Here is an 18,259-nt window from a genome sequence, read left to right as displayed (position 1 = left end):
AAGTATGGTTTTTTTTTTTGAAGACAAATTAAATTTGATATACCTAAAAAAAACCAAACTATTATGGGAGTTATTAGACTGTTTGATGAGTATCAAAGTCATAAAAATCAGTTTTTAGAAATAACATCTAAAAATGATTTACCTATAAATATTGTTAAAGATTATTTACACTTTTTTAATATTTCTATAGATGATATTTCTAGCCTTATTCAATTTTCTGAAGAACAAGAAAAGCAAAAGGAGTTTGTTCTTCTAAATAAAAAGAACTTCGCTTTGTTAACCGAAAAAGAAATTGAAATTTTTAAAATGGTTGTTAACGGAAAAAAGACTGTAGAAATAGCAGCAACGCTTTTTATAGAACCGTGTACTGTTTCTACACATAGAAAACACATAAAGAGTAAACTTAATTTAAAGTCTATTTTCGATTGGTATCAATATGCGAATGCTTTTAAGTTATTAAATTTTAGTTACGTGTAGTTTTTTTTATAATCTCATACTTACTTTAAAGTTTAAAACTCTACCAGTCATAAAATTAGGTATACCAAACTGACTTTTAGAATTTACGTCTCTTACCCAAGTATTGGTAATTGAGTTCTGAATATCGAACATGTTAAAAAGCTCTAAACCAGCGGTTAATTCTTTAAATTTAGACAACCAACCCGTTTTGTACTGTTTGTTACCATCTGTAAATACATATGAAACACCTAAATCTGCACGTTTATAATCTCTTAATCGTTCTTGAAACTGGTATACATCTGCATATGCTGGTGCGCCTCCTGGAACGCCAGTATTATAAACCAAATTTAAATAGGCTTTTAAGTTTGGTAAATTAGGTACATAGTCTTGAAATAAGATTCCAAGTTTTATACGTTGGTCTGAAGGCCTAGAAATATTACCTCTATTATCTATGTTTTCTTCTGTTTTTAAGTAACCTAAACTTACCCAGCTTTCACTACCAGGAACAAACTCGCCATTTAAACGCACATCTAAACCATGAGCATAAGCTGTAGTAATGTTATCTGCTCTGTATCTAATTCTAACATTGTCTACAGAATAGGCGTTTACATCGCTTATATCTTTATAATATAATTCTGTAGTTAGTTTAAAAGGTCTTTCCCACAAATCGAAACTATAATCCATACCTGCAACTAAATGAAGAGATTTTTGTGCCTTTACGTTAATGTTTATTTGACCGTCATAATTTTTCAACTCTCTGTAAGAAGGTGGTTGAGAGTACCAACCTGCAGAAAAACGGAATAGCATGTCTTTTTCCCAGTTTGGTTTTATAGAAAATTGAGCTCTAGGAGAAATAATTGTCTGACTTTTAGATGAGTTTTCTCCAGATTTAACAGTCCAGTTTTGTGCTCTAATTCCAAAATTATACCAAACCTCATTATTTCCCATGAACAAACGCTCATTAAATTGAAGAAAACCAGAAAAACGATTGATGCTAACTTTATTATCTTCTCTAATATTTTGAAAAGGCGTTAAGTTTTCATCATAAGGTTCGTAAGGTTGATTATTTCCTATGCTATTTGGTGGACGAACAGAAAAGCCTAGAGAATCGATTATTTCCCATTCTCTTATACGTTCTCTAATATCTTCATTTTGGTATTTAACACCAAAATCCCATTGTTGTCTTTCTTTTTTATAAGTACCTCTAATTTGTACATTATTTATTAAAGCATCCAAATCGTTTCTAGCATGGTTTAACTGAGATCCAATTCCTTGTGCAAAATTTACTTCACCAAAGTTTTCAGAGCCAATATTAGCATCTACTTCACCTAAATTATAAGAAGCTGCAATGTCGTAATATTCTTCTTCTTGAGTATTGTAACTAGATATTGTTCCAGTAAAAGACAAATTATCATCTACTTTATAATCACCAGAAATAGCATTAAAAAGTGTTAGATAATTGTTTTCTTCTTTACCGTCATAAAAAACGGTTAACTCTAGCGGGTTTGCAACAGTACCAAAACGAGTTCTTCTAGAAATAGGCTCGTAATTGTAACTATTAATAGAAAAATTACTTAAATAGTTTAAAGAGAATTTTTCTGAAATCTTATAAGTTATATAAGATTGTAAGTCTGTAAATTTTGGTCTAAAATTGGTTTCTATTTGCTTACTATTTACAAATAAACTATTGTCTCTGTATCTTAAACTTGTAATTATAGTTAGTTTGTTATCTAAAAACGGACTTTCGAATGTAACACTTCCGCCTAATAAACTTGCGTCTATAGAAGTAGCTGTTTCTCTTGGCTTTCTATAAGTAATATCTAAAACAGAAGATAGTTTATCGCCGTATTTAGCTTGAAAACCTCCCGCAGAAAAATTGATATTCTGCACCATATTAGGGTTTATAAAACTTAAACCTTCTTGTTGCCCAGAACGAACAAGAAAAGGTCTATAAACTTCAATACCGTTTACATAAACAAGGTTTTCATCAAAATTACCACCTCTAACATTGTATTGTGTACTTAGTTCGTTGTTATTATTAACACCTGGCAACGTCATTAAAATATTTTCTACACCAGCATTTGCACCAATTATGGTTTTGGCTTTAGCGGCATCTATACTTATAATTCCTTGAGCTTCTTTTCTTCTGTCTTTTACAATTACTTCTGCTAGTTTTTCTGATTTTAAAGATAGAATAGGAGAGAAGCGTATTGCATTTCTACTAGTAGCAGTTATAGTGTGGTTAAAAATCTTGTAAGAAATATGACTAAATTTTACAATTATTTCTTTCTCATAAGGTATTCGAAGAGAATAGTTACCATTCTTATCTGTTACAGTGCCTGTTTTACCAAACTCTATAGATACATTTTCGATAGGATTTTTGTTTTTATTTTTAACAGTTCCTTTTAAAATGGTTGTTTTCTGAGCGTATGCACAAAAGGGTAATAATAAAATAAGTAGAAATATTTTCTTCACGGATGTGTTAATTTACTTGTTTCTTAAAGAACGAAATAGAACGTTCTGTAGTATTCCCAACATTGTCTGAGACTACAATTTTAAAGATATGTTTGCTACCAACCAATTTTTTATCACTAAAATTATAAGTTAGTATCTTTTTTTTATGATTGTATTGCATTAGAATCCATTTACCATCTATAGTAGCACGCCAGCTATTTACACCAGAACCAATATCAGAAATTTTAACATTAATAGTTTTAGATTTGCTAATCCATTGGTTGTTTTTTATATACAGTATTTTAGCCTTAGGTTTTTGATTATCAGTTTTTAAAGTGTATTTACCTAAAGTTTTTGTTGTAGTGTAAAAAGTACTGTCTTTTTTCTTAGTAGAAACGTATCTTGGGTATTTAGAATACTCAACATTTGCAATATATAGTTGTTCTTTTTTTGCTTCAGAATATTTAGAAACATCAAATGTTAATGTGTAACTTTTATCTAAAGGAATAGTTGGTGTATGTATTTTAGCAATGCCTTTATTTACTTTTATATCTAAAAAAACATCATCGTAAAACGTGTTTTTAGGGAAAGCTACGGTAATATTTTCTTTTGTAAATCTTTGAAAATTAGCAGCAATAATTTTATACGCAGTGGTATCTTTTTGTTTTTTAAAGATGGCATTACTTTCTTTACCTACAATAGGTATTTTAAGAGAGCTAGAGTTTCCTGCAAAATCTTTTGCAATAATTTCAATAGAATAGTTAAGTCCGTTTTTAACTATAATTTTACCATTGTCTATTAAATCACCGTAAATAGAAAGTTTGTTTTTATCTACTTTAAAGGTTTTTTGTATTCTACTTCTATATTTTTTAAAATATTCATAATCTATTAAAAGATTAAGATATTTACTTTCTGCAAAAGAAAACGTTTCTACATCATGATAATAATGTCGCTTTCCATTCACCAACATTTCAAGACTAAATATTCCGTTTTTATTGATTGCTTTATTTAAACGATCAAAAACATTTATACCTAAACCAATAGTTCCGCTAGCAGAAATTCTTTTAGTGGTATATTTTCCTTTACCAAGGCTTTTTACAGCAACCTTAAAACTGTTGTATTGTTGATTAATTCTTGCATCTAAACTTAATGGGTAAACTTGTAAAGATTGAATTGTAGGTGATTTAGAGTCTGGTATATCAATACCAAAAAACATAGGATTTATTACATGTTCTGTTTTGGTATTTCTTATTTCGAAATGTAAGTGTGGTCCTCCAGAACCACCTGTATCACCAGAATAAGCAATAATTTCACCCTGTTTTAATATGAATTTATCTTTTTTAGGAAATAGATTTCCCGTTTCATAGTTCTCTTTCTTATATTGTATCTCCTTTACATAAGCTTCAATTTCATCATTAAACTTACTTAAATGGCCGTAAACCGACGTAAAACCATTTGGGTGTGTTACATATATTGCTTTTCCGTAACCATATTGTTGCACTTTAATTCTAGACACGTAACCTTCTGCAGCAGCTAAAACTTTTAAACCTTGCCTACCTTGTGTTTTAATATCTAAACCAGAGTGAAAATGATTGCTACGTAATTCACCAAAAGTACCAGACAATATTAAAGGAATGTCTAAAGGGTTTTGAAAATAATCTTTTGGGTATTTCTTTTGAGAAAAGTTTAAAAGAGGTAAAAATAGTAAGAGGATAAGTATCTGTTTCAAAAAGTATAATTTTATGTAAAAGTAGTAAAAATCATCTTTTTCGTAATAGGTTTAGTGTCAGTATATTATTAAAATATCAATTAAATGTTGTAATATTTAAAACAGAACGCTAACTTTGTCTGTATAGTTTTATTCTAATAATTTTATGAGTAATACCTTAGAAGCAATTCATTTACTGGAAGATAGGTTACAAAGCCTACTCTCTAATTATGAATTTTTGAAAAAAGAAAATGAAATTTTGCTTCAAAGTACTACTAATTTTCAACAAAAAATTTTAGAACAAGAGCAAACAATAGTAAATCAGAAGAAAGAATTTGATTTATTAAAAGTTGCAAAAGCTATTGATGGCAGTGGAACAAATACAAGAGATACAAAACTCAAAATAAATACATTAATTCGAGAAATTGATAAATGTATTATTCAGTTACAAGAATAAAGTTCTTTAAATTGTGGAAAAATTAAAAATTAATATAGTTATTGCTGGTAGAACTTATCCTGTAAGTGTGAATAACACTAAAGAGGAAGAAGGTATGCGTAAAGCTGCAAATGCTATTAATAATTTAATTTCTAAGTATGAGCAAAATTATGCAGTAAGCGATAAACAAGATGTTTTAGCTATGTGTGCATTACAATTTGCTTCTAAATTAGAAATATCTACATTAGAAAAAGGTTCTGAAAATATTGAAACTATAAATAAATTAAAGGAGTTAACAAATTTGTTAGATACTCATTTAAAGTAAGTTCTTTAAAATACATTAACAACACACTGCCTACGTTAGTAAATTGTTTATTAAACTCAACACGATTCAATTATGAAGGATGAGTCTTAACTACTAAAGCAAGCCATAGCTACTAAATTATTAGTAACAAGTGGATCCTTGAACAGTTAGTTAGTCCTATAAATAACCATAATGGAGTTTAAAAAACCAAACTATCGTAGGCTTTTTTTATATATTAAATTTAAATTATGGACGGAATGTTACTTCCCATTATAGTGGGAATTATAGGAATTGCAATTGGTTTTATCATTGCAAAAGCGATTGAAAAATCTAAAGGGAAAAAATTATTAAACTCTACAAGAAAAGAAGCCTCTTCTATTATTAAAGAAGCTAAAATTGATGCAGATGCAATAAAAAAAGATAAAATTTTACAAGCGAAAGAAAAGTTCATTGAACTTAAATCTGAGCACGAAAAAGTAATTCTTAGCAGAGAAAAGAAAATTTCTGACGTTGAAAAACGTATTAGAGACAGAGAATCTCAAGTAGCTTCTGAAGTTGATAAGAATAAAAAACTAAATCGTTCTGTAGAACAAAAAGACAAAGACTTTAACCATAAACTAGATTTTCTTGAGAAAAAAGAAGAAGAGCTAGAGAAAATGCACAAGCGTCATGTAGATATGTTAGAGCAAATCTCTGGTCTTTCTGCAGATGAAGCTAAAAAAGAATTGGTTTCTTCGTTAAAAGATGAAGCAAAGACAGAAGCAATGGCTTTTATTCAAACTTCTGTAGAAGAAGCTAAATTAACAGCAGAACAAGAGGCTAGAAAAGTAGTTTTAGGTACTATACAAAGAGTAGGTGTAGAACAAGCAGTAGAAAACTGTGTTTCTGTATTTAACTTAGAGTCAGACGATGTTAAAGGTAGAATTATTGGTAGAGAAGGGCGTAACATTAGAGCTATTGAAGCTGCTACTGGTGTAGAAATTATTGTAGATGATACTCCAGACGCAATTATTCTTTCTTGTTTCGATCCTATTAGAAGAGAGATTGCACGCTTATCACTTCATAAATTAGTTACAGATGGTAGAATACATCCTGCAAGAATTGAAGAAGTAGTAAGTAAAACAGAAAAACAAATTACTCAAGAAATTATAGAAGTTGGTAAAAGAACTGTTATCGATTTAGGAATTCATGGTTTACACCCAGAATTAATAAAAGCAGTTGGTAGAATGAAGTATAGATCTTCTTATGGACAGAATCTACTGCAACACTCTAGAGAAGTTTCTAACTTGTGTGGAATTATGGCTGCAGAAATGGGTTTAAATTCTAAAGTAGCAAAACGTGCAGGTTTATTGCATGATATTGGTAAGGTACCAAATGAAGAAAGCGAATTACCGCATGCTTTATTAGGAATGCAGTGGGCAGAAAAATATGGTGAGAAACCAGATGTTTGTAATGCCATTGGAGCGCATCATGATGAGATAGAAATGAAATCTTTAATATCGCCAATTGTACAAGTTTGTGATGCTATTTCAGGAGCAAGACCAGGTGCAAGAAGACAAGTTTTAGATTCTTACATACAACGTTTAAAAGATTTAGAAGATATTGCTTTTGGTTTTACAGGAGTTCAGAAAGCCTACGCTATTCAAGCTGGTAGAGAATTACGTGTTATGGTAGAAAGTACAAAGGTAAATGATGCAAAAGCGTCTGAATTATCTTTTAGTATTTCTCAGAAAATACAAAATGATATGACATATCCTGGTCAAGTAAAAGTTACAGTAATTAGAGAAACAAGAGCTGTAAATGTTGCCAAATAATTAAAATATTATTTTTACAAATATAGAATCCCGCTTTTAGCGGGATTTTTTATTTTCTAGGATGAAAAGTTTCTACAACTTCTTTTAAATAGGTTTTATCTACATGAACATAAACTTCTGTTGTAGTGATGCTTTCATGACCTAACATTTGCTGTATCGCTCTTAAATCTGCACCGTTTTGTAATAAGTGTGTTGCAAAAGAATGCCTTAAAGTATGCGGACTTATTTTTTTCTTTAAATCGATTTTAAAAGCTAAGTCTTTTAGAATCATAAATATCATTTGACGCGTTAAGCATTTTCCTCTTCTGTTTAAGAAAAGAGTATCTTCAAATCCTTTTTTTGGTTGAATATGACTTCTTATTTCTTTCTGATAAATTAAAATGTATTTCTGTGCTTCTGAATGAATAGGAACATAACGTTCTTTATTTCCTTTTCCTAGAACTCGTATAAATCCTTCTTCAAAAAATAAATCAGATATTTTTAAAGTTATTGCTTCACTAACACGTAAACCGCAACTGTAAATAACCTCTAGTATGGTTCTATTTCTTTCGCCTTGAGAATGACTTAAATCGATGGCAGAAATTAAGGCATCAATTTCATCTTGACTTAAAGTATCTGGTAATTTTCTACCAATTTTAGGGGTTTCTAATAAATCTGTAGGGTTTGTGTTTCTATAATCTTCAAAAACCAAATAATCAAAAAAACTACGCAAACCAGAAATTATTCTTGCTTGACTTCTTGGGTTTACCTTTTTGGCAACATCATAAATAAATTGCTTTACAATAACACCATCGATAGCAATAGGAGAGACGCTAATTTCACTATCATTTAAAAAAAGACAGAGTTTCTCTAAATCTTTGGAATAACTATCAATCGTATTTTTAGAAAGACCTCTTTCTATCTTTAAATACATTTGGTAATCTATAATTGCATTTTGCCATTTCATTGGGTAAATTTACTAAATAAAAAAACCATCCTAACAGGATGGTTTTTAAAATTCAAAAAAAATATTTTTTATAAAGTTTTAGAGTAGCTTCCGTTTTTTGGTTGCAAATCTCCTGTAACTATTAAAATAATATCAATAATATACCAGATACCAAATCCTCCTAATGTTATTAATTTAAGAACACCAAGTAAATTATAACCTAGATAAAAACGATCGATACCTAAACCACCTAAAAATACAGATAAAACTAAAGCTACAACTTGGCTTTTTCCAGAACTTGCAACTGCAGCAAAACTAGTTACTTCTTTCTTTTCAATTTTATTATCTTTTATAACTTCTACAATTTCTTTATTCTTTTTTACAGGAAAAGAAGCTTGTGTATTAAAAGAGAAAGCAAAGAAAGCAAATAATAAAGTGTAAATAGTTAATGATTTTTTCATAATGTTTGGTTTTTTTTAAGTTATTTGCTTCAAATATATATGATTTCTATGAATAAAAGTATTTTAATATTTGTTAGTTTATTAAGTTTTACGAGCCTGTTTTGTCAGGAATCTAAAAAGTTTGATTATGAGTTACTTGGTGCCTTAGTTTTAGACTCTAATCAATTAATTTCATACAAAATTGTGTTTAACTCTAATGATAGTGGTTTTATTGAAGGATATTCTTATACAGATCTTTCTGGTGAAAATGAAACAAAATCGTATATAAGAGGTTATTATAATCCGAAGAACAAAGAAATTCAATTTAAAGAAAGCGATATTTTATACACCAAATCTACGTTTTTGCCAGACGAATTCTGTTTTGTGAGTTTTAAAGGGCGGTTTAAAGGAAACACCAAAAAAAAGCTGTTAGAAGGTAATTTTATAGGTATTTATAATGATAGAGATACTTGTGCTACTGGTAAGGTAAAATTGGTAAGCACAAAATTTGTAGAAAAGAAGATTAAAAAACTATATAAGAAAGTAGAGCAAATTGAAAAAATAACAAAGGTTGATAGTATTGTGAAAGCAGAAATTAACCCAGATACATATTTAAAAAAGTTTAGCGAAACTAAAATAAAATCAGGAGAGAAGGTTTCTGTTTTTGTGTATACAGATAAAATGAAAATGGAAATTTGGGATTATGGTATAGAAGATGGAGATATTATAACCATTTTAAATAATGATGTTCCAATTTTAGAAAACTTTACTGTAACGAAGAAAAAGAAGACTATAATAGTTCATTTAAATAATGAAAAAAACCTGCTAACGGTAAAAACAATTAATTCTGGTAAACTAAAAACAAATACTACAAAATTAAAATTATACGACTTTAGAAGACAATATGAGGTTATTGCAGATTTAGAGGAAGGTAAGGAGGCCACTATCAATGTGGTACGATTAAAAGTTAAAAAAGAGCAAAAATAATCACTTTTCATTTGAGTTAATTTTTAAATTAATAGAGCGCAATTTACAGCCATAACAAGGCTAAATTTGTTGAAGAATTTAAATATAATCAAAAACTATAATTATGAAAAAAGTATTTTTTATTGCGTTTTTAGCAATTGCAAGTTTAGGAACAGTAAATGCACAACAAGGTGTTTTAAATGGAGGATTAAATGTAGGGATACCAACTGGTGATGCAAATGACTTTTACGGATTAACATTAGGAGCAGAGTTAAATTATATGTTTCCTGTAGCTGCTGGTTTTACCTTAGGACCATCTGTACAATATTCTCATTTTTTTGGTAAAGATGTAGATTTTGGAGCTACATCTATAGAGACTCCAGATGCTTCTTTTTTACCAATTTCTGGTGCTGCAAGATTTAATGTTTCAGATAAATTTGTGGTTGGAGCAAATGTTGGTTATGCATTAGGTTTAAGCGACGGTTTAGATGGTGGTTTCTATTACAGACCTGTAGTTGGTTACAAAATAGGTAGCACAACACAATTAAACATCTCTTATTCTGGTATTACAAATGACGGTATAGATGTTAATAATGTAAGTTTAGGAGTTATGTTTGGTATTTAATATTATCAAATAATTTACATATTAAAAACGGAAGCTTTAAGCTTCCGTTTTTTTGTATAAAAAAATGTATTTTTGAAACATGAAAATTATAATAATTAACGGACCCAACTTAAATCTTTTAGGAAAGAGAGAACCAGAAATTTATGGTTCTAAAACTTTTGAAGATTATTATAGAGAATTGCAATTGAAATTTAAAAATGTAGAGATTTCTTATTTTCAATCTAATATAGAAGGAGAAATTATAGATAAACTACATGAAGTTGGTTTTAGTTTTGATGGTATTGTTTTAAACGCAGCTGCTTATACACATACTTCTGTAGCAATAGGAGATGCTATTAAAGGAATCGAAAAACCCGTTATTGAAGTTCATATTTCTAATATTCATGCTCGTGAAGAGTTTAGACAGCACAGTTATGTGTCGCCAAATGCTAGCGGAGTTATATTTGGTTTTGGGTTAAAAGGTTATGATTTAGCGATACAGAGTTTTTTATAAACTAAAAGGTTAAAATCATTTTTATATTAGCACGTTCATAATGTGAATTTTCTTCAACAGGAATTTCTATAAAACCAACTTTCTTATATAAGTTTATTGCAGGAGCTAATTTCCTATGACTGTAAAGTGTAATACTTTTCCATTGTTGTTCTTTTGCAAAATTTAGACAATAATCTATTAATTGTTGTCCTATTTTTAAACCATGATAATCTGGCGAAATAGCCATTTTACTCAATTCGAAAAAGGTACCTTGATTAATAATTGCTGCTGTTCCTATAATTTTATCATTACTCTTTACAAAAAATATAAAACCTCCATTATCAATAATGTATTCTTTAGGATTACTTAATACTTTTTCATCATACGGTTCTACGTAAAAATATTTTTCTAGCCATTCTACATTTAGTCTGTAAAAATCTTTAGAATACTTTTTGTTAAAAGGTATAATATGGATAGTTGTTTTTTTCAAAGGATAAATAAGATTATATTAAAAAAATAATTAGTTTAATTAGATAGAGAGTTACTTGTAATCGTAAAAATAATACGTTTCAACGAAACTTAACAAGAAATCTATTTAAATAAATTATATTTGTTGTTGCTCTATTAAAAAGATATATGCAGAAAGATAAGTGGCTTTTTGAAATAACGCCAAAAAATAATTTATTCGATTTAAACTTAAAAGAAGTTTGGGAATACAGAGATTTACTGATGCTTTTTGTAAAGCGAGATGTTGTAACTCTTTATAAGCAAACTGTTTTAGGACCTTTATGGTATTTAATACAACCATTATTTACTTCTATAATTTTTACTTTAGTTTTTAATAATATAGCAGGAATATCTACTGGTTCTGTACCTCCTTTTTTATTCAATTTAGCAGGTGTAACTATTTGGAATTATTTTAAAGAATGCCTAACAGCAACATCAGACACTTTTAAAAAGAACGAAGCTATTTTTGGAAAAGTATATTTTCCGAGAGTTATAATGCCGATGTCGATAGTTGTTTCTAATTTATTAAAATTCGGAATTCAAATATTTATTTTTATATGCTTTTATTTATATTATTACTTTAACGATTACAATATTTTACCTAATAAATTTATACTATTTTTTCCTTTGTTAATTTTAGCAATGGGAATGATGGGGTTAGGTTTAGGAATGATCATTTCTTCTATGGTTACCAAATATAGAGATTTAACCTTTTTAGTTGGTTTTGGTGTACAATTACTAATGTATTTATCTGCGGTAATGTTTCCTTTAAGCTTAATGAGAGAAAAACTTAAAGGAGTTTTAGGGGAAAGAGATTTTTCTTGGATTGTAGACTTTAATCCAATAGCACATTTAATAGAATTTGGAAGGTTTATGTTACTTAATGATGGAACCTATTCCGTTTTTGGAATTGTATACACGGCTATATTTACAATAATAATTTTCTTTTTAGGGTTATTAGTTTTTAATAAAACAGAAAAAACTTTTATAGATACGATATAGATATGAGTGATGATGTTATTTTAAAAGTAGAGAATATATCTAAACAATACCGTTTAGGAACTGTTGGTACAGGTACTATTAACCATGATTTTAATCGGTTTTTGGCAAAAATAAGAGGTAAAGAAGACCCGTATTTAAAAATTGGTGAAACAAATAACAGAGCTTCAAAAGGAGCATCTGAATATGTTTGGGCTTTAAAAGATATAAATTTTGAAGTAAAAAGAGGTGAAGTTCTTGGTATTATTGGAAAGAACGGAGCAGGAAAGTCTACACTTTTAAAAATACTATCTAAAGTTACTGGTCCAACAACTGGTTCTATTAAATCTAAAGGTAGAATAGCATCTTTATTAGAAGTTGGTACTGGGTTTCACCCAGAAATGACAGGTAAAGAAAATGTTTTTTTAAATGGTGCTATTCTGGGAATGACTAAAAAAGAGATTGCATCTAAATTAGATGAAATTGTTACTTTCTCTGGCTGTGAACGTTATATAGATACACCTGTAAAGCGTTATTCTAGCGGAATGAAAGTACGTCTGGCTTTTGCTGTTGCAGCACATTTAGAACCAGATATTTTGGTTATAGATGAAGTTTTAGCGGTAGGAGATGCAGAGTTTCAGAAAAAAGCCATTGGTAAAATGCAAGATATTTCTGGAAAAGATGGTAGAACTGTTCTGTTTGTGAGTCATAATATGGCTGCTGTAGAGAATTTGTGCACAAGATCGATATTATTAGTTAATGGAAATGTTGTTTTGGAAGGTAAAACAGAGGAAGTAATAGAGTTTTATTTAAAAAATGAAAAAAAACAAATACTTCAGAATATTTTAGGCTCTTTTAATCTAGATATAAAAAAAGAAAAGAAATTTGGAATACAAAATATTGAATTGTATTGTAATGGAGATAAAACAAGTATTATAAAATCAGGATCGGTTTTTAAGATAAAAGCTTCTGTAATATCCCATATAAGGTTATTTGGGCCAGAATTTGGAATTGGCATCTATAATGATAGAGAAGATTCATTAATGAGGTTTAATAATATTCATATAGGCCAAACTTTAAATATAAATGAAGGTGAATCTGAAATTACCTTAACAATAGAAAATTTTCCTATATATAAAAACGGAGTGTATTTTTTTAACCTATATTTTGGTGATGCCTCTGGAGATTATGAAATTTTAGAAAATGTATTTTCTATTGAAGTATTATCAACAGATGTTTTTAATTCAGGAAGACCATTAGAAGTAAAATATAATCAAATAGTACACAAAAATATTAAGTTTAAGCAATAATATGATTCCTAAAATTATTCATTATTGCTGGTTTGGTCGCAACCCTAAATCAGAACTTATAGAAGGTTGTATTAAGTCTTGGGAGAAATTCTGTCCAGATTTTGAAATTATTGAATGGAATGAGAAGAATAGTAAACCTTATCAAAATAAATTTTTTAAAGATGCTCTTCGAAAAAAAAAATATGCTTTTGCTTCGGATTGTATTAGAGTTCAAATATTATATGAATTAGGAGGTATCTATTTGGATACAGATATGTTACTATTAATGTCTATTGAGAAATTATTATGTAATAATTTTTTTACTGGTTTTGAAGTTAATAATCGACCTAATTTTGCTTTATTTGGAGCTGTACCAAAACATCATTTAATAAAAAAAATGGTATCTTTTTACGATGAAACAGAGTTTAATGAATTTTCACTACCTGTAATTACTCATGTATTTAAGGAGATAATTACTATTGAAAATTTAATAGAAAAAGATAAAATATTTGATGCTGACTATTTTTATCCTCTACCATATGAAAAAAAGGATTACGATTACGAAGACTATATAACAAAAAATACTATTGGAGTGCATTTATGGAACCATAGTTGGAAGGAAGACTCTTTAGAGGGTATTTCGTATTTTATATCAAGTTTAAGAAAAGTAATTATTGACTATTTTTTTTATGGATATTCAAGAACTTATTTTATTCGTTACGGAAGAGGGTTTGCCCGTCAAATTTATCTTTGGTTAAAAAAGAAGTCATGAAAGTTTTACAAATAACGACATCAATTAATGGAGGAGCAGGTATAGCTGCTTTAAGGCTTCATAAATCTTTACAAGATAGTAATGTTAAATCTGGTTTTTTATCAATTGATTTAACTGTTAATTTTGATAACGAAGTTATTGATAATAGTTATTTTACTTACAAAAGAAAAACTATTTTTAAAAGAATACTTAGTAAAATTAGATCTGTAATAATTCCTTCATATAAATTTAAACAAACTAAAAAAATTAAAATACTTAAAAGTGAATTAAGTTGTGAAATTGCTACATTACCTTTTAGTAACTATCAACTTCACAATCATCCTTTAGTTAAAGAAGCAGATATTATCAATCTTCATTGGGTTAGTGGAATATTAGATTACCCTTCTTTTTTTAAAAATTGTAAAAAACCAATTATATGGACTTTACATGATATGAATCCTTTTCAGGGTGTATTTCATTATAGAGACGATGAAAATAGGAATAAACATATAATAGGAAGTTTTGATAAAGAAATTAAACGCTTTAAAGGAGAAAAATTAAACTTAATTAATAATGGTGTTTATATAGCACCTTCAAATTGGATGCAAGAATACGCTTCAAGAAATTTAAATAGTTTTTCTATAAAATGTATTTCAAATTCAGTTGATTTAAATATTTTTAAAATAAAAGATAAAGTTGAGTTGCGTAAAAAGACTTCTATTTCCTCTAATGAATTTGTGCTGCTTTTTGTTTCCGATAATTTACAAAATCCAAGAAAAGGCTTTGATTTATTAATAGAATCTTTATTTTTTTTAAAGAAAATTATCTCTATTACAGTGTTGGTAATTGGAAATGGAACGCTACCTGAGATGGAAAATATAAAAGTATTAAAACTAGGAAATATAAATAATGAACATGATATGGCAAATTGGTACTCTATTGCAGATTTATTTGTTTTGCCTAGTAGAGAAGATAATTTACCAAATGTTATGTTAGAAGCATTTTCTTGTGGTTTGCCTATTATTAGTTTTACAAATGGAGGAATGAAAGAGCATCTAAAATTAAATAAAAACGGTATTTTAATTAAAAATTTTAATGGTAAATCTTTAGGGGAAGGAATTCTAGATTTTTATAAAAATAAGACTGATTATAATGCTTCGGATATTAGAAAATATGCAGAAGATAATTTTAGTTTTAAAAAACAAGCAGATGCTTACTTAAAAATTTATAATAAGCTATATATTAAATGATAACAAGCGTTTTTTTTAAAAAAGGAATTAACTTATTAAGGAGGTTGTATAAAAAACTATTTGGATTTAAAAAAAAAATGTTTTTTAATGACAGACCTCCACAATATACAGGTCAAGTAGCGTCAGATCTAATAAAAGATATATTAATGTCAGAAAAACCTTGTATGATAAGTCGGTTTGGAAGTACAGAGCTTAATTGTATTCACACCTATAAAAACAAAAACAAAAATTTAATAGTAAGACAGGTTAAATATATTAAAGGTAATATTGACAGTTTTGAGTGGTCTGGAGATATTAAACATAGCATGAGTAATAATGCAGGCTTTTTTCCTACTTTAGATAAAAAGTTAGAAGATTTTTCTAAATTGATGATTAAAGAAATGAAAAACGTTGATATTTTAGGTTCTTGGTTATTTCAAGAAAATTATTTTAATAAAGAACTTAAGAATGTAAAAAAAGTACATTTAGAAGATTTAGTGCCATTTAATCATAAGAACCCATGGAGTTATGCATTAAAAGGTAAAGTAATTTTAGTTGTACATCCTTTTGATGAAAGTATTAATTCTCAGTATCAAAGGAAGGACTTATTATTTAAAAACAAACAAGTATTACCAGATTTTAAATTAATTACTTATAGGCCAGTTCAGTCCTTTTTAGGTAATCATGAAAATTTGGAGTATAAAGATTGGTTTGAAGCTTTAGAAAAGATGAAGGAAGATATTTCTAGGTTAGAATTTGATATTGCTATTATAGGTTGTGGAGCATACGGGTTTCCTTTGGCAAGCTTTATAAAAAGAATCGGTAAAAAGAGCATTCATATGGGGGGTGCTACACAATTATTATTTGGTGTTTTAGGAAAACGATGGGAGCAAGAATATGATTTGTCTAATTTTATTAATGAATACTGGATAAGACCTAATTTAAATGAAAAACCAAAGAATTTTCAAAATGTAGAGAATGGATGTTATTGGTAATTATTATCAAATGGATTTTAAACTAACAATTATTACAGTTAACTACAACAATAAAGTAGGTCTTGAGAGAACAATGGAAAGTGTTTTTGAGCAAACATCCAATGATTATGAATATATTATTATTGATGGCAATTCAACGGATGGGAGTAAAGAACTTATTGAAGCTAATGAAAGTAAAATGAATTTTTGGATTAGTGAACCTGATAAGGGTATTTACAACGCTATGAATAAAGGGATTAGTCAGTCTAATGGTGAGTATTTATTGTTTTTGAATAGTGGAGACACCTTGTTTGATAAAAATATTCTTCAAAATCTTTCTAAAAAAATAACTAATGAAGTTGATATTTATTACGGAAATGTTAATCTTGTTGATAATAATGAACATGAAGAGTTGCGTTTTTTTCCTGAAAAATTGACTTTTAATTTTTTTCTTGAAAAAACGATAACTCATCAAGCTGCGATTATTAGAAAATCTTTATTTGAAGATATTTTCTATTATAATGAAAATTTTAAATTAGTGTCAGATTGGGAATTCTTTATTTGTGCAATATGTAAATTTAATAAATCGTACAAACAATTAAATTTAACGATTGCTAATTATGGTTTAGATGGAATTTCGAGTGATCCTATTCATAAGAATTTATTATTAAAAGAAAGAAAAACCAGTCTAGAAAAACATTTTCCTTTATTTTTAAAAGATTACAATAGATTACATAAACAAACTAAATTACTAAAATTAAATAGGTTTAAGATTTTAATTGAATTAGAAAACTCAAAAATTGCTCAAGTTTTCAATTCTATTGTTTTAAAATTTCAATTAAAATTGTTTAGAAATAAAAGAATAAAGGATTTAAATTAACTGAAGAATTTTTTTATTTTTAATTAGGTTTTCATATTTTTTGATCACTAATAAACAACAATGAAGAACAAAATTAAAGCTCAATTAGTCTCAATAATAGTACCCGTTTTTAATAGGTCTTCCATTGTTGAAATTACATTGCAATCTATTTTAGACCAAACATACCAAAATTGGGAATGTATTGTTATTGATGATGGAAGTACTGAAGATCAATATACGGAATTTTATAATTTCACAAAAAAAGATAATAGATTTAGACTCTTAAAAAGACCAAATAATAAATTAAAAGGAGCAAATGCTTGTAGGAATTATGGCGTTGAGAATTCAAAAGGAGAGTTCATCATTTTTTTTGACAGTGATGATTTAATGGCTAAGAGTTGTATTGAAAATCGTGTTAGTACTTTTGAAAGGTATTTAGAATATGATTTTTTGGTATTTTCTATGGGGCATTTTAAAAATGAATTGGATTGTTTTATAGATAATAATAGAAAATGTATCAACCTAACAAATAAAGAAACAATTGAGGAATTTGTTTTTAGTAAATTACCTTGGAACGTGTGTCGCCCAATTTTTAAAAGTAATTTAATTAAAAATAAAATTTGGTTTAATGAGAATATTCAAAATTTTCAAGATGATGAGTTTAATATTCGTGTTTTAGCTCTAAATTTTAGGTATTTAGCTATTGATGTTACCGATTCTTATTATAGAACAGAAGAGGGTAAGTACCAAAGTAGTAAAGGAAAACAAAATGTTTTGAATAGTTATTTTGAATATAGTAAAACTTTTTTTTCTATACTAAATACTTCTCAAGTTATAAATAATAAAAAGAAGTTACTATTACGTTTTTTTACTATTTTAAGGCATAATATTTCTAATGAATCAAACTTAGAATCTGTTTATAAAACATTAGATTTAATAAATGTTAATAGTAAACTGTCGTTAAAAGAACTATCAATATTTCATTTTTTAATATATTTAAACAAGTTTTTTTTTAATAAAAAAGGTTCTTATAAATTTACTCAATTCTTAAAAAGAATTTTAATTAAATAAT

At 27.8% G+C, this 18,259-nt stretch carries 19 protein-coding genes; 14 read left to right on the top strand and 5 right to left on the bottom strand.

Annotation, left to right across the window (positions count from 1 at the left end):
- The first annotated feature begins 63 nt into the window (after window positions 1-63).
- Window positions 64-477 (top strand): LuxR C-terminal-related transcriptional regulator, encoded by a 414-nt coding sequence (locus SHK09_RS04740; protein WP_319809631.1) that lies wholly within the window; start codon window positions 64-66, stop codon window positions 475-477.
- Between the two features lie 6 nt (window positions 478-483).
- Here the strand turns inward: SHK09_RS04740 and SHK09_RS04735 are convergent, their stop codons facing one another.
- Window positions 484-2,931: a TonB-dependent receptor gene (locus tag SHK09_RS04735; protein ID WP_319809630.1), complete on the bottom strand. Its 2,448-nt coding sequence runs from the start codon at window positions 2,929-2,931 to the stop codon at window positions 484-486.
- Between the two features lie 7 nt (window positions 2,932-2,938).
- The gene (locus SHK09_RS04730; RefSeq protein WP_319809629.1) at window positions 2,939-4,639 is read right to left on the bottom strand and encodes a M23 family metallopeptidase; all 1,701 of its coding nucleotides are present in this window, start codon (window positions 4,637-4,639) and stop codon (window positions 2,939-2,941) included.
- A gap of 145 nt (window positions 4,640-4,784) precedes the next feature.
- Between SHK09_RS04730 and SHK09_RS04725 the strand changes: the two genes are divergently transcribed.
- The 3 genes from SHK09_RS04725 (at window position 4,785) to rny (ending at window position 7,172) form a co-directional block, all read left to right on the top strand.
- Window positions 4,785-5,075, top strand: coding sequence for a hypothetical protein (locus SHK09_RS04725; RefSeq protein ID WP_319809628.1), 291 nt, complete (start codon window positions 4,785-4,787; stop codon window positions 5,073-5,075).
- A gap of 13 nt (window positions 5,076-5,088) precedes the next feature.
- The gene (locus SHK09_RS04720) at window positions 5,089-5,379 is read left to right on the top strand and encodes a cell division protein ZapA (RefSeq protein ID WP_319809627.1); all 291 of its coding nucleotides are present in this window, start codon (window positions 5,089-5,091) and stop codon (window positions 5,377-5,379) included.
- Between the two features lie 227 nt (window positions 5,380-5,606).
- Complete coding sequence (rny, locus tag SHK09_RS04715; protein WP_319809626.1) at window positions 5,607-7,172, top strand: ribonuclease Y; 1,566 nt, start codon at window positions 5,607-5,609, stop codon at window positions 7,170-7,172.
- A gap of 49 nt (window positions 7,173-7,221) precedes the next feature.
- Here the strand turns inward: rny and xerD are convergent, their stop codons facing one another.
- Window positions 7,222-8,118, bottom strand: a complete 897-nt coding sequence (gene xerD / locus SHK09_RS04710; RefSeq protein WP_319809625.1) for a site-specific tyrosine recombinase XerD — start codon at window positions 8,116-8,118, stop codon at window positions 7,222-7,224.
- A 68-nt stretch (window positions 8,119-8,186) separates the two neighbouring features.
- Complete coding sequence (locus tag SHK09_RS04705) at window positions 8,187-8,558, bottom strand: TM2 domain-containing protein (protein WP_319809624.1); 372 nt, start codon at window positions 8,556-8,558, stop codon at window positions 8,187-8,189.
- Window positions 8,559-8,606: 48 nt separating this feature from the next.
- Between SHK09_RS04705 and SHK09_RS04700 the strand changes: the two genes are divergently transcribed.
- The 3 genes from SHK09_RS04700 to aroQ all read left to right on the top strand — a co-directional run bounded on the left by SHK09_RS04700 (window position 8,607) and on the right by aroQ (window position 10,621).
- On the top strand, window positions 8,607-9,524 hold the full coding sequence (locus tag SHK09_RS04700) for a hypothetical protein (RefSeq protein ID WP_319809623.1): 918 nt from the start codon (window positions 8,607-8,609) through the stop codon (window positions 9,522-9,524).
- A 103-nt stretch (window positions 9,525-9,627) separates the two neighbouring features.
- Window positions 9,628-10,128, top strand: a complete 501-nt coding sequence (locus SHK09_RS04695; protein WP_319809622.1) for a hypothetical protein — start codon at window positions 9,628-9,630, stop codon at window positions 10,126-10,128.
- A gap of 79 nt (window positions 10,129-10,207) precedes the next feature.
- On the top strand, window positions 10,208-10,621 hold the full coding sequence (aroQ, locus tag SHK09_RS04690; RefSeq protein WP_319809621.1) for a type II 3-dehydroquinate dehydratase: 414 nt from the start codon (window positions 10,208-10,210) through the stop codon (window positions 10,619-10,621).
- 1 nt (window position 10,622) lies between these two features.
- On the opposite strand, the gene SHK09_RS04685 is transcribed toward aroQ, so the two are convergent.
- Window positions 10,623-11,090 (bottom strand): GNAT family N-acetyltransferase, encoded by a 468-nt coding sequence (locus SHK09_RS04685; RefSeq protein ID WP_319809620.1) that lies wholly within the window; start codon window positions 11,088-11,090, stop codon window positions 10,623-10,625.
- 146 nt (window positions 11,091-11,236) lie between these two features.
- Here SHK09_RS04685 and SHK09_RS04680 point away from each other — a divergent pair, with 146 nt between their 5' ends.
- From SHK09_RS04680 to SHK09_RS04650, 7 genes are all read left to right on the top strand, one after another.
- Window positions 11,237-12,109 carry an ABC transporter permease gene (locus tag SHK09_RS04680; protein ID WP_319809619.1) on the top strand — a complete coding sequence of 291 codons (873 nt, stop codon included), beginning with the start codon at window positions 11,237-11,239 and terminating at the stop codon, window positions 12,107-12,109.
- A gap of 2 nt (window positions 12,110-12,111) precedes the next feature.
- Window positions 12,112-13,395 (top strand): ABC transporter ATP-binding protein, encoded by a 1,284-nt coding sequence (locus SHK09_RS04675; protein ID WP_319809618.1) that lies wholly within the window; start codon window positions 12,112-12,114, stop codon window positions 13,393-13,395.
- Between the two features lies 1 nt (window position 13,396).
- Window positions 13,397-14,146, top strand: a complete 750-nt coding sequence (locus SHK09_RS04670) for a glycosyltransferase (protein ID WP_319809617.1) — start codon at window positions 13,397-13,399, stop codon at window positions 14,144-14,146.
- On the top strand, window positions 14,143-15,375 hold the full coding sequence (locus SHK09_RS04665) for a glycosyltransferase (RefSeq protein WP_319809616.1): 1,233 nt from the start codon (window positions 14,143-14,145) through the stop codon (window positions 15,373-15,375). The genes SHK09_RS04670 and SHK09_RS04665 overlap by 4 nt, the downstream gene beginning before the upstream one ends.
- A 77-nt stretch (window positions 15,376-15,452) precedes the next feature.
- Window positions 15,453-16,349 carry a hypothetical protein gene (locus SHK09_RS04660; RefSeq protein ID WP_319809615.1) on the top strand — a complete coding sequence of 299 codons (897 nt, stop codon included), beginning with the start codon at window positions 15,453-15,455 and terminating at the stop codon, window positions 16,347-16,349.
- Window positions 16,333-17,208 (top strand): glycosyltransferase family 2 protein, encoded by an 876-nt coding sequence (locus SHK09_RS04655; RefSeq protein WP_319809614.1) that lies wholly within the window; start codon window positions 16,333-16,335, stop codon window positions 17,206-17,208. The genes SHK09_RS04660 and SHK09_RS04655 overlap by 17 nt, the downstream gene beginning before the upstream one ends.
- 60 nt (window positions 17,209-17,268) lie before the next feature.
- Window positions 17,269-18,258, top strand: a complete 990-nt coding sequence (locus SHK09_RS04650) for a glycosyltransferase family 2 protein (RefSeq protein WP_319809613.1) — start codon at window positions 17,269-17,271, stop codon at window positions 18,256-18,258.
- Window position 18,259 lies beyond the last annotated feature (1 nt).

Origin of the sequence: Polaribacter sp. PL03 (assembly GCF_033875165.1) — a bacterium.
Lineage (GTDB): Bacteria > Bacteroidota > Bacteroidia > Flavobacteriales > Flavobacteriaceae > Polaribacter.
This window is presented reverse-complemented; position numbering and strand designations above follow the sequence as displayed.